Source organism: Spirosoma horti (genome assembly GCF_054776595.1).
On record NZ_BAAHBQ010000003.1, the window covers coordinates 413,287 to 426,380 of the forward strand.

A 13,094-nucleotide genomic window follows, 5' to 3' on the forward strand; every position below is an offset into this window, starting at 1 on the left:
GTCACGGTTTATTATTCAGCAATGCAGGGGCTCTTATGCTCCTTTATAAGTCAACTAAAACTATGCCAAACCACACTTTTAGCTAAGAGCTTACCACTAATTACCAATAATGATCTAATTTACAGATCATTATTAGATGATTATTCTTTCATGTAATTAAGTTATCAGGCACTTATCAGTTAATTGCCTGGTGTAGGCCGATCATAAAGAGGGTGGCAAGAGATTAGCGAAAACTATGCCAAGTATAGAATATTCATGCATATTTTGGTTACTTACTTCAATTAAGCCAGCTTCGAGAATCTAAGTCAATAGAGAGAATCAACCAGCCGATTAGAAAAAGGAGAGGAAGAGAGGAGTATGAGCAGTTATGTTTAGTTACTGCCTGTTATGGGTGAGCGAATATATATATGAAGCAGGGCAGTTTTGTACCTATTTATTGTTCGGTGGTATTATAAATAAAAAAAGCCGCCCTTTTTGGAGCGGCTAGCTTTCAACAGTACGTTTACTTAAAAATCATATCCTAGGGTTAAATAGGGAATCGGTTTGCTTACCGTACGATCCTCTAACCCCCATCCATAATCGAACTTGACAAAATAACCGAAAATCATTGTTCGTACGCCAGCACCGTAACCAATCAGGAATGGATTCTTAAAGTTGGTCACGGTTGCTCTGAAGGGTATACTTCCTCCGCCAACAATCTCTGTATTCAAGCTATTCTGCTGACTGAATGGCCCGCTACCTGTCCAGGCGGTTCCAATATCGGTAAAGGCAACCAGCTGTAGATTACGCAGAAAATTGGATGTAATATTTCCCCGATACAGGTAACGGATAAGTGGTAAACGAAGCTCAGCATTGAACAGCATGTAACTATTCCCCGTTAGCTTACCCTGATTGAAGCCTCGCAGGGGCGCAGCAAAATCCAGGAAGAAAACGTCCCGATAATCGTACGGAATTTCGTTTTGTATCGTATTCGGTATCAGCAAGGGATTAGAGGCAATAGGCTCTTTCTGCCCGCCAATCCAGTTTTCCATACCCCCTAATGTGCTTTTCTTTGGAGCAGCTCCTCCCGATTGACTGAATGAAAAACGGGTAGCTAAGATCAGATCGCGGTGAATACGCTGGTAATGCCGTAAATCGAGCGACAACCGCCGGAACCCTTGCGATGGCCCCCGTAAGCCAGCATACTCTTCATACCGAAGCTTGGCTTTTGTACCAACAGTCATATTCATACCGTTCACTTTGGTGTTGTCGAACACAAACTCACCCCGTAAACCGGCATAATCCGAAACACGATCTGGCTCTGAAAAAGACGATAGATCGATCAACCTGGTAATGGCATAGAAAGGCGACACCGTAAAGCGGCTATTTACCGAAATCGGGTACGAAGCCGAGACAGCCACCCGGTTATACCGATACTTCTGCAAAATACCGGCCCCGTCCGCAAAAAGCGTTTGTCGATCCACACGGGCGCCATAATCAATGCGGTGCGTCAGGTTTGTGTACTCGGCAAACAGATCGCTGTTCCGCAGCGTATTCGTTAGACTAAGAAAGCCACCAGCCCGGAGTACGTGGTTTTCCAACAGGTCAGTCAGCGTAACTTCCTGTGCATAGCCAAAGCCCTTGATCGGGTCAACACGCCAGTTCGATGGGGCTTCGTTAATGCCAAAGGTAGCTTTATAGTCGAAGGGGCCGCGAATTGTAATATTTTCCCGACGTCGGTTGCGAGGAAGCGTCGTAGTCAGGCCCGGCGAAACACCCGTCACCGACCGGCGTTGGCGATATTCTGCCGCCTTGACTACTTCAGGATCAAACTGGTAATTATCCGTATCTACTTCGCCTGGCTCCAGAGCCAGCTTTGATCCGGAAGCAGGCTGTGCCGTTGTGGCCGAGCGTCCTGCCGCCGTCGAATCGGTTACGGCACGATTGGGTTGCTGGGTCGTATCGGTTTTTGCGGGACTAATCCGCGGTGCGGTGGACGGATTTGCCTTATTGAGCGCCACACTTCGCTGTGTGGGTGGTGCCTGAGCCGTTTGGGTAAGACTAAGCTGCGAACGGAATCCGATGTACTCATCCCCATTTTTCAGGCTGCTATACACGAACCCGCCATTCGCTGGTTTGAGGTCGTAGAGCCGGATGCTTTCAGGAAAAGCAGTTAACTGACTAACCGACTTGCTTTCGGTTTCGAGCCGGTAAAGGTTCCGAATACCATTGATATCGTTAAGAAAATAAATCGTCGCTTCACTGGCCGGAATAGGCTGGGTTGCGTGAGACAATGAATCAGTCAGGCGGACAAGTGATAAATCCCGGGCGCTGCCTTCATGCGAAAATAAACTCAACCGATCCCGTACGGTCCGGTAAGAGCCTTTATCTACTCCCAGCGTATCATCTTTCCGGTTCGAGCTGAATATGACCTGACGGGCCGTTCGGCCAACAAAAGCGGGGTATAAATCGTCGTACAGATCGTTGGTCAACTGCTGATAAGAACCCCGATTGATACTGTATAGGAATAAGTCGTTCTGCCCCTTCCGGTCAGCGCTCATGATCAGACTGCCGCCATCCTCCGATGCATTCATCCAGACAACCTGCGAGAGTCCATTTACCGCCCGTTTAAATTCCCGCTTAGGTCGTTTATCGAAACCGCTGAACTGATATAGATTTGTTTTGCCTAACTCATCCGTAACAACAAGTAGGTTATTATCGCGCTGCCAGGCCAATAATGGTGTGCTGGTCTGGGTTATTTGCCCATCGAGCCGATAACCGCCTGTCAATACGGTCATCTTTTTCCGATTGGTCGTGTTCACAACCTCAACGCTGAACTTGCCATCGCGGAGCACAGAATAAGCAATAAACTGTTTATCGGGGCTCAGCTTCAGGCTGATCAATACCGTCTTGTCATCGGACGAGCCTACTTTTATCTGGAAATCGTCGGTACTGGCGCGATATGACTGCGCTACGCTATTGGCCATGCCAGCGTAATACTCGCGCCATTCGCGCAGAAACCGATTGTAAGGCACCCCCAGTGTACTGGATATGCTGCTTTGCTCATTCCGGATGATACGCGTCAAGTTCAGAATATTCGAGACATTATCGCGACCGTATCGCTGAACAATGTAGTTCCAGATCGAGTGTCCAACCCGCTCGGCATCGGCACCGGACAATAACGACGGTTTCTTGACGGGCCGATTAACCGACACGTCCCGCATGTAATCATCCAGTTCCAGGCTATTGCCCTGGGCGATATAGGACGCGATTCCAGGCATAAACCAGTCCGGCAACGTCAATAAAAGCGAACTTTGAAGAGCATCTTTGAGGCTACCTCCGTAGAGCATGTCATACACGAACAGCATTGCTATGTCGTGAATAATCTGCTGGCGAAAACTGATCTGATCACCCGTGAAGGCGAGTTCAACGCGGGACTTGGACAGATTCTGCTCACGACTGCTCAAACCACCCTGCGCCGTAAGCCCGATGTTGCTTTGAGCCAGTTCCTCCGGCGAATTGAACAGAAAAATCTTGACGCGATTGTAAGGAGTATAGCCCAACAGTTCGGTGATCCGGTCAAACTCCGATTCGGCATACTGAGCCGTCAGGTTAGCAATCTGATTGCCATCCTGATAATAGTAAATCTCAAAGTTTGAGGTTCGGATGATCTTCCATTCGAAGCTACGGTACTGGATACGATTTTTTCCAAACCGCTCCAGCGACGGATAATTTTGTGCCGTAGCCACGCCCAATCCGGCCAGCCACAGGCCCAACATCAGTATGTATTGATTTCGCATACGGGTATAAAAGACGCTGATTAAGAACTTTTCGGGTTCAACATTTACGGCAAATCCACCTATCTGGTTTTGACTTTCAGTTACCTTAAAATCCTTAATCGGAAAACTAATCAACTGCCATGATATAACGAAACGCACCGGCTAATATTCGCTTCCGGCTCCAAATCTTCACCATCTAAAAGGTATCGGGCAAACTGTTCGGCCAGATAGGGCGCCAGCGACACGCCTTTCGTACCTAAACCCCCAAAAATCCCTACTGCCGGCTTGGTTGGATGAAGGCCAATAATTGGTCGTCGATCTTTGGTTGATGGCCGGATGCCCGCCTGTTGATTCACAATCTGATAAGGAGCCTTCAGAACAGCCGCTACTTTCGTCTCTAAAAACGCACGACCATCTTCCGTTGTTTGCCAGTCCAGGTCGTGCCAACTGTAGGTTGCGCCAATCCGAATCAGGCCCGGTCGGACGGGCAGTATAAAAACCCCTTGATTCACTATATTTCTGATCGAATAATTCTCGACAAGGGCCGTCAGAATCTGTCCTTTCACGGGATTATAAGGAAGCCAGTCAAATAACGGATTCTCGCGCGACTGAACACCGTCACAAAATATAACTTTATCTATTGAGACCCCTTGCCACTCTACATGCCTATCACTGATAGTCAAGTCGTTGATACTAACAGTCCCTTCAAAGAATTGATTTTTACGAACAAAATATCCTTTAACAATTCGGACAAACTCAGTTAAATCGACCCACCCTGCCTGCGTCACTTCCAGGCCACCTAATGGATTATTGATAAACGAGCTATAAGCCTGATCATCAACAGATTTAGAAATATACGGCTGTATATCAGGGTCGGCTGTTAAGGCCAAATAGTCCGTTTGTTCGTTAACGGACCGGAATGGGCGGTAGATATTTTTGGGGTGGAAGAAAGTAACACCGAGCTGCTGTTCGATGCCGCTATAAAATTGGTGTAAAAAAGGAAACAGCTCATCGGCCTTCCAGGTACGAACAAGTTTCCGGCCAGTGAGCGGATTCACCAGACCAGCTGCCACCGCCGACGCCGATGGGAGCGTCGGCTCATCGACCAGCAACACAGTGCACCCGCGCTGGTCGAGCGTCCAGGCTAGCACTGAACCGGCCACTCCCTGCCCGACAATCAAAAAATCAACAGCCATGTAGTTCGGTATAGACGTCGCTCGTAAATATATTAACGCGTGGGCCTGTATCAGCCCAGCCAACCCAGTTGGTGCACGTCTGGGACTTATGCTTTCTTTTGCATTTCCTGCTTTTTGCGGTGCAACTCAGCCAAACGGCGGTCGGCCAGTTCGATCACCCAATCTACCTGCTCTTCAATGGTCATGTGCGAAGTATCCAGCAAGATGGCATCGTCTGCCTGCCGGAGCGGACTTTCAATACGGGTGGTGTCGATCAGGTCGCGTTTTTCAAGATTCTGAATGATATCGTCCAGGTTTATCAATTCGCCTTTAGCCAGCAGTTCCTGTTGTCGACGGCGTGCGCGGGTGTAGGTATCGGCGGTCATAAACACCTTTACTTCAGCATCCGGAAATACTTTAGTACCAATATCGCGACCATCCATAACAACGCCCCGCCTGCGGCCCATTTTCTGTTGCTGAGCAACCAGTGCCCAACGCACTTCCGGAATGGCGCTTACCTCGCTGACAATGTTGGAAATGTACATTTTCCGAATTTCATCTTCAACGTTCAGGCCGTTCAGGCAGGTTTCGTTTTTACCCGTGCGGTTGTTGTGGTTGAAGGTAATGTGAATTTTTTCGAGCGCAGCGATCACTTCTTTACTGTTGGAGAGGGAAATTCGCTCCTGAATAAAAAAAAGACTGACAGCCCGGTACATTGCACCCGTGTCAATGTATCCGTAACTCATACGGGCTGCTACGGCCTTGGCCGTCGTACTCTTGCCGCAACTTGAATACCCGTCAATTGCAATCACTATCTTCGGCATGAACGAATCTTCCCGCCGAAGCGGTACTATTTAAGACAAACTGATCACAAAGATGAGGCTTTGACACGTAAGATTCTACTTCATTCAGCCCAGGCACTTTGTATTGGCGCTAACTTATGGTCTGAATACGCAGTAACTGACTAGGTTAACTCCCGATGTTCCGACCGAAGCATCGAAAAAATATGTTCATCAAGATACTGATTATTTTTAACTGCCGCTTTTCGATGAATGGCTTCGTGCTGGTATCCGGCGGCCTCTAACACCTTCATTGACCCAACATTACCTTCGAGCACGCAGGCAAAAATGCGGTTTACTTGAAAGTATTGAAAAATATATTTTGTTATAATGGGTAGAGATTCGGTCATAATGCCCCGGCCCCAATAACTCTCGCTAAGCCAATAGCCGATCTCGGCATTGTAGCGGTAAATATCATCCTTTACGGTGAAGCCAACATTACCTACGGCCTGCCCATCAATCTCAACGGCGAAGTTATTGGGCTGCTGATACGATTTGTTCGAACGGACCCACGAATGAGCATCCCGCGGTGTGTAAGGGTACGGGAAAAAATCGCGGACATTGTTCCAGATGTGTCGATTGCTGGCATGTCGAACCAGCGAATCTTCGTCGCCCTCACGCCAGGGACGTAATTGGCCAACAGAAAGCGGAAACGTAATCAACGTGGTAGTCAAGGTCGATGGAAGCAAATGGGTAATTACGTCACTAACAACGTACGAATCCAAATGTTAACCCAAATTTATCCCACTCCTCCCCTATTTCATACTGTTCTTACCGGCATTCGTCGGAAAAATCAGGCAAGGCGACCACACATCGGGTAGTTTTGACTCAATCAATCTATCCACCCATTAACTTTATAACTCTGCAACCTATGACGAAGCAACTTACGACTTATAGACTCACCGGCATATGACCCGCGAACAACTTATTGGGACCATTGGCAGAAACGGTAAACGTATTCAGTTGCGGGGCACGGACCTGGCCAAATTTGACTTCAGCGGGCTTGACCTGACCGGTGCCGATCTTAGCTTTTCGAACTTGGGAAAAGCTAACTTTCGGGGGGCTATCCTTCGGCAGGTAAACCTGAGTTTTTCGAACCTGGGCGGGGCCGATTTTACGGATGCCGACCTGTATGAAGCAAATTTCAACTTCAGTTCACTGGAAGATGTCAACTTAAGTGGCGCCAACGTGGAAGGGGCTTCGTTCAATTTCTCGGGTCGCAGTAAGTACCGGCCCGAAACTACCCCCGTTCGGGAAGAACCCATTACACTAACCACTATTCTGCAAAAAGCAGGTTGGGGTACCCTTATCGGCGCCCTCATCGGTGCCTTACTGGTGTACGGCTGCAACGCCATTATTTACTTTTCCGATCTAATCCTGAAGGCTGACAATCCGCTGATGGTGGGTTTATATCAGTTCCTGATCACTCAGAACATGGTCGATGGAGCGGCCTGCTTTCTAATAACCTGGGCACTTTCGGGCTGGCTAACGCGCCAGTTTAGAGCCGTCTGGCCACGGCATCTCACTGTCACGATTGTAGTCATGTTCAGTATTCTGCTGATTAACACAGGCTTGTATTACGCGTTGGGAAAACCATTTATCGACGCCTTGGCCAAGCTACCCGGCGGCATCGAACGAACGGCAGACTGGTATATTTACATAGCTGGTGACCTGCTGGTTGCCAATGGATTTCTGTACGTTCTGCAACAGGGACGGCAGTTAACGCGCAAACTGTCCGACCAGGAGTTTCAATTGCTCAATCTGGAAAAGCTGAAGACCCGCGCTGAACTGGATGCGTTACAGGCCAAGATAAATCCGCATTTTCTCTACAATGCCCTCAACAGCATTGCCAGTCTGGTTCACGAAGATCCCGACAAAGCGGAGGAGATGACACTTCTGCTGTCCAAACTCTTTCGTTATTCGACCGGGCGAGATGGGGAGCTGTTTGCGACGCTGGCCGACGAATTGGAAATGGTCCGCACGTATCTACAGGTGGAACAGGTACGGTTTGGTAACCGCCTTACGTTCAGCGTAGAGATCAGCGATCCTGCGCTCAGTGAACTGCGGTTGCCGCAGTTCCTGCTGCAACCCATCGTCGAAAATGCCATTAAACACGGTATTGCCAAACGGGCCGATCAGGGCCGGATCGATGTTCGTATTTATGAGAAAACCGGTGAATTACACCTGTGTGTTCATGACAATGGGCCCGCTTTTCCCGAGGATATGAGCGGGGGATATGGACTACGCAGTATTCAGGATAAACTCAAGCTACTTTACGGCGATGAAGCCAAGGTTGAGTTACAAAACTGGCCACTCAAGCAGGTACTGATCTCTATTTTGATGACTAAAATCCGGAGTGTTCGCGATATTGAAACACCCAATGCTTAACCGAACGGATCATGACACTTCCCCTCAAAACGATACTGATTGACGATGAATCGCTGGCGGTCAGCCGCTTGCGTCGCTTATTGGACAAACACCGTGATAGCATTGACATCATTGGCGATGCAGCCAATGGTGCTGAAGGCCTGACGCTCATTGAAAGCCAGCAACCCGATCTTATTTTTCTGGATATTGAAATGCCGTTGCTGAATGGGTTCGAAATGCTCGCTCGCCTGACAACCATGCCAATGGTGGTATTCGCCACTGCCTTCGATCAATACGCCATACGGGCGTTCGAAGAAAACTCCATTGATTATTTATTGAAACCGATCGAAGCCGAGCGGCTAGCTCGTACCGTGCACAAAATCAAAGCACTGGTCGACCGGCAGGATGTGTCACAACCGCTTCTCAATCCCATGTCGGAGAGTGTAATGCGGCTATTGGCCCAAATGCAGCCGAAGAAAGAAATTTATTCGATCTCAGTAAAAACCGGTGAAAAAATCAAGCTGGTCCCCCTTTCCGATATTGCCTTTTTTGAAGCAGAAGATAAATATGTCTTTCTGGCGACAATGGATGGACAAAAATTTCTGACGACCTATACACTGACGACACTTAATGAGAAGCTCCCGGACACATTTGTACGCATCAGTCGATCAGTGATGGTTAACCGACACAAAATTGCCGAAGTACACCGGCATTTCGATGGTAAATTCCTGTTGGGAATGAGCGATAAAAAGGGAACAAAACTAACATCTGGCAGTACCTACGGCGATACTGTCCGGCAATTGCTGGAACTCTGATACTCAACCTCATAAAAGCAGCTACGGAACGTAAATTCATTCGCTGGTTTCATATCCGTCCAGCATACCTATTCCGGGCTACATTTACGGTCCAGTGGCATCGCTGCCCGAGCCAGCCTTTGCGGTCAAGTTTGTGATCTTACCCGCCGTAATCATCTCGGGCTTTTGGTTATGGCAAGGCTACCGGGTCAAAAAATGGTGGCGCACGGCTTAGTGGCGCACCGCATAGTGGCGCAGTTGATGAAAGGTTTTATTTTTACGCGTAAATGATTCATTTATGAGTAAGAAGAACAGAACGGGTATCCTGTATTCCACTGATCCGGATTTTCAGTATCAGTCCAGCGATGAACCCGAAGTCGACACGTTGCCACCCGCCCAGCAGAATCTTAAAATCTGGCTTATTAAACTGGGTGGCAGCAAAGTAGTCACGACCGTGCGTGACTTTGTCGGCACCAATGCCGATTTAGCTGATCTGGGTAAGCAATTAAAAGCCGCCTGTGGGGCAGGCGGCTCAACTAAAGACAACGAAATTCTAATTCAGGGCGACCACCGCGACAAAGTGCTGGCATGGCTCACCGGAAAGGGATACAAAGCTAAAAAAGCAGGAGGATGAAAAAGATGTATCATACCTTATTCTATCCCACCCATCCATTTCTTCAGAGGTTTGGTAAATAGCAGCAGAATAAAGCCTGACACCAGTGTAAACACCGCTACGCTTTGGAACATCTGAGGCATTTGCTGAACGTTTTTTTCATCAAAGCCGCCCGCAAATAGCCCCGCAATAAGGTTGCCCAACGACGACCCGACGAACCAGAGCCCCATCAATTGACTGGTGTACCGTTTGGGCGCCAACTTAGAAAATGCGCTGAGTCCTACAGGGCTCAAGAACAATTCGGCGACGGTAAAAAACAGGTACGTAAAGGTTAAATACAAAGGCGATGTACGGACACCGGTCAGAGCGACGTTTGCGGCAAACACCATCACGACATACGCTAATCCGAGTAATAACAGAGAGACGGCAAACTTAGCCGGTACCGGGAAGCCAATCTTGTTATTGGCCAGAAAAACCCACAAAGCCGCCAATACTGGCGAAAAAAGTAAGATAAAGGCAGGGTTTAGATTCTGAAACCAGCTAGATGGCATCTGCCAGCCAAATACGGTCAGTTCCGTGTACCGATCCGCAAAAATTTGCAGCGACGACCCCTGCTGTTCATTGCCTGCCCAATACAGAGCCGAGGCCAGAAAGAAGATAAACAAGACGGCCACCCGTTTCTTCTCCGTTGCATCCAGCCCACCTGTCAGTAATATATAAGCGAAATAGCTCAGCGCAATGAGTGAAATGATCGTACCCATCGCTTTAGCCAACCCTTGCGCTGTTGTTAAATCGAGAATACCCGTTAATTGCAGGGTTGCCATTAAGGCCACGATGAACGCCACAAACAGGAGCAACGAGCGGTTTCCCGTCATTGATGATTTAGGTTCATCGGTTGTCTCCTGAGCTACAAAATGACCATAATTACCCAGGTATCGCTGCCCGAACAGGCGATACGTGACCAGGCCCAATGCCATTGCTACGGCAGCCGCACCAAAGCCATAATGCCAACCGACTTTCTGACCCAGGTAGCCTACGATGGAAATACCCAGCAGGGAGCCGGTATTGATCCCCATGTAAAAAATAGAGAAAGCCGCATCTTTACGAGCCCCGCCTTCGGGGTATAGTTCGCCAACAACGGTACTGATATTTGGTTTGAGAAGCCCCGTTCCGAGCGCTACGATACACAAGCCACTATAGAACAGACCACTGCCAGATGGAATAGCCAGAACGATATGCCCCAGCATAATAATGATTCCGCCATACCAAATGGATTTACGTTGCCCTAATAGGTTATCGGCAATCCACCCGCCGGGCAACGACAGGAGATAGACCGATGCCGTATAAATTCCATAAATGGCGGCTCCATCAGCTTCGCTCAGGCCCATGCCACCCCGAACTGTATCGATCAGAAATAGCAGCAGAATAGCCCGCATACCGTAGTAGCTGAAGCGCTCCCACATCTCAGTAAAAAACAGTACAAAAAGCCCCATTGGGTGGCCAAATAAGGTGGCCGTTCGAATGGGCTTTATATCAGTAACTTCCATAAAATTAGGTTAATCAATCAGTTTGCCGAAGAATAATACTGCTCGTAGTCACGCTACTAACGAACAATTAGTAAAAAAATAGGTGTAAATATATCTTCGATTGGTGAGACTGCCTTATGTTCGATTAAATTTGCTTATGCTCCTCCCCTTCAATTTTCAGAAAGACCCGTTCCTGATTCTTGACTTCTCGGCGACAAACCCGGATCTTACGCCCGAATCCCAACGGCAAACGGGACTTGATCTGACCAACACCGCCATTTTTTCAGACTATGTGTTCGGTAAAATGAGTACTGCGGGTGTACAGGTTGGCGTGGGAGGCTATAATGAACACCGGGTCATCTACCGCCGAAGCGAACACTTCTCCCGCACCGAAGAGCCCCGGGAAATTCATCTGGGCATTGATTTCTGGGCAGCCGCCGGTACACCGGTTTTCGCTCCGATGGATGGCATCGTGCACAGTTTTCAGGACAATAACAACTTCGGTGATTACGGGCCTACAATCATACTTGAGCACAGTTTGGCGGGCAAGCCGCTTTACTCACTCTATGGTCACCTCACCCGCGCATCGCTCCGTGGTTTGTCTGTTAGGAAGGTGATTAAGGCCGGTGAGCAACTGGGGGCCATTGGCCCTTTCCCCGAAAACGGCGACTGGCCCCCGCATTTGCACTTCCAGCTTATGACCGACATGCTTGGTTTAACGGGCGATTTTCCCGGCGTTTGTTCCTTATCCGACCGAGCCAGGTTTTTAGCTATCTGCCCAAATCCAAATGATTTACTAGGCATTCCAGGACTTGCTTAGAGACGCGAAACGCATCGATAAACAGGCTAGCGTTTTTACAGTTCCTGATCAGCAGTGTGTTGGTCTGCGGTGTCAGTTTTAAGAATCGCACCGCAGCCGCGGACGGTCGGCGACCCCGGCTGACATCGCTACTAGAGAATAATAAACAAATAAACTTTCAAAATATTTTGAAAGTTTAAAAACATCTATTTACATTTGGCCCATGACATTCGAGGAAGCAAAAGAAAAATTTATTCACACGTGGGGGACACTCGCCACCCAGTGGGGCATCAATCGCTCGATGGCGCAGTTGCATTCGCTACTCTTGATCTCACCAGATGCTTTGGCAATCGAGGATATCATGGAACAACTTCAGATTTCCCGGGGTAATGCCAGCATGAATCTACGCGATTTAATGGACTGGGGTCTTATCTATAAACAACTTAAGCCCGGCGAACGCAGAGAATTTTTCATTGCGGAGAAAGACATCTGGAAAGTGGCCCGGCAGGTAGCCAAAGAACGCCGTCGCCGGGAAATTACGCCCGTTGTAGAAGTATTAAATGAGCTTAAAAATATCTCTACCGACACGCCCGAAGCCCAGGAATTCCATCGGGTGATGACGGGGCTCAGCAATGTCGTCGGCTTTGCCGATAACACCCTCAATGCGGTTATTAAGGCGGAAGAAAACTGGTTGATGAGTCAGTTTCTGAAGGTTTTTCGGTGATATTTTTTTATCAATATCTTTCAATTATTTCTGAAATTTCAAAACAATAAATTAAACCAACAATCCGCTATGAATTACAATGTGGTAACCTACGCTTTTTACTTGTCCCTCGTCATTCCCATTACGATATGGGTAGGTCGGACCTTATTCCAAAACGGACGGGTATTCCTAATTGATATTTTCCACGCCAATACTGAATTGGCCGATTCTGTCAACAAGCTACTGTTGATCGGATTTTATTTACTCAATTTTGGCTATACCGTTATGCTATTGCGGGTGGCTGATCTGGTGAAAAATCCACAGGAAGTTTTTGAGGTCCTGAGCTATAAAGTGGGTGGTATTCTGCTAGTGCTCGGTCTGGTTCACCTCACCAACTTATATGTACTCTTCAAGATGCGGAAGCGCACACTGAACGAGCCAAGCCCCATCAAAATAACCTTTCCTGAACGGTAATAATACGCGTCAATGGTTGCCTCTTATCAACTATACGGCAACCATT

At 48.2% G+C, this 13,094-nt stretch carries 11 protein-coding genes; 6 read left to right on the forward strand and 5 right to left on the reverse strand.

Features of this window, described 5'->3' with window-relative positions; genetic code table 11:
• Window positions 1-506: 506 nt before the first annotated feature.
• The 4 genes from ACYVAM_RS09605 to ACYVAM_RS09620 form a co-directional block, all read right to left on the reverse strand.
• Complete coding sequence (locus tag ACYVAM_RS09605) at window positions 507-3,779, reverse strand: hypothetical protein (RefSeq protein WP_461066291.1); 3,273 nt, start codon at window positions 3,777-3,779, stop codon at window positions 507-509.
• 110 nt (window positions 3,780-3,889) lie between these two features.
• Complete coding sequence (locus ACYVAM_RS09610) at window positions 3,890-4,954, reverse strand: NAD(P)/FAD-dependent oxidoreductase (protein WP_461066293.1); 1,065 nt, start codon at window positions 4,952-4,954, stop codon at window positions 3,890-3,892.
• Between the two features lie 86 nt (window positions 4,955-5,040).
• Window positions 5,041-5,757 carry a (d)CMP kinase gene (gene cmk, locus ACYVAM_RS09615; RefSeq protein ID WP_461066295.1) on the reverse strand — a complete coding sequence of 239 codons (717 nt, stop codon included), beginning with the start codon at window positions 5,755-5,757 and terminating at the stop codon, window positions 5,041-5,043.
• Between the two features lie 140 nt (window positions 5,758-5,897).
• Window positions 5,898-6,446, reverse strand: coding sequence for a GNAT family N-acetyltransferase (locus ACYVAM_RS09620; protein ID WP_461066297.1), 549 nt, complete (start codon window positions 6,444-6,446; stop codon window positions 5,898-5,900).
• Between the two features lie 235 nt (window positions 6,447-6,681).
• Here ACYVAM_RS09620 and ACYVAM_RS09625 point away from each other — a divergent pair, with 235 nt between their 5' ends.
• From ACYVAM_RS09625 to ACYVAM_RS09635, 3 genes are all read left to right on the forward strand, one after another.
• Window positions 6,682-8,160 (forward strand): histidine kinase, encoded by a 1,479-nt coding sequence (locus tag ACYVAM_RS09625; RefSeq protein WP_461066299.1) that lies wholly within the window; start codon window positions 6,682-6,684, stop codon window positions 8,158-8,160.
• A gap of 11 nt (window positions 8,161-8,171) precedes the next feature.
• Entirely contained in the window at window positions 8,172-8,954 is a 783-nt protein-coding gene (locus tag ACYVAM_RS09630; RefSeq protein WP_461066301.1) for a LytR/AlgR family response regulator transcription factor, read from the forward strand.
• A 277-nt stretch (window positions 8,955-9,231) separates the two neighbouring features.
• Complete coding sequence (locus ACYVAM_RS09635; protein WP_461066303.1) at window positions 9,232-9,567, forward strand: translation initiation factor; 336 nt, start codon at window positions 9,232-9,234, stop codon at window positions 9,565-9,567.
• 17 nt (window positions 9,568-9,584) lie between these two features.
• Here the strand turns inward: ACYVAM_RS09635 and ACYVAM_RS09640 are convergent, their stop codons facing one another.
• Complete coding sequence (locus ACYVAM_RS09640) at window positions 9,585-11,093, reverse strand: peptide MFS transporter (RefSeq protein ID WP_461066305.1); 1,509 nt, start codon at window positions 11,091-11,093, stop codon at window positions 9,585-9,587.
• A 136-nt stretch (window positions 11,094-11,229) separates the two neighbouring features.
• On the opposite strand from ACYVAM_RS09640, the gene ACYVAM_RS09645 reads away from it, so the two are divergent.
• The 3 genes from ACYVAM_RS09645 to ACYVAM_RS09655 all read left to right on the forward strand — a co-directional run bounded on the left by ACYVAM_RS09645 (window position 11,230) and on the right by ACYVAM_RS09655 (window position 13,048).
• The gene (locus tag ACYVAM_RS09645) at window positions 11,230-11,892 is read left to right on the forward strand and encodes a peptidoglycan DD-metalloendopeptidase family protein (protein ID WP_461066307.1); all 663 of its coding nucleotides are present in this window, start codon (window positions 11,230-11,232) and stop codon (window positions 11,890-11,892) included.
• A gap of 202 nt (window positions 11,893-12,094) precedes the next feature.
• Complete coding sequence (locus tag ACYVAM_RS09650; RefSeq protein ID WP_461066309.1) at window positions 12,095-12,595, forward strand: GbsR/MarR family transcriptional regulator; 501 nt, start codon at window positions 12,095-12,097, stop codon at window positions 12,593-12,595.
• 69 nt (window positions 12,596-12,664) lie between these two features.
• Entirely contained in the window at window positions 12,665-13,048 is a 384-nt protein-coding gene (locus ACYVAM_RS09655; protein ID WP_461066311.1) for a hypothetical protein, read from the forward strand.
• Window positions 13,049-13,094 lie beyond the last annotated feature (46 nt).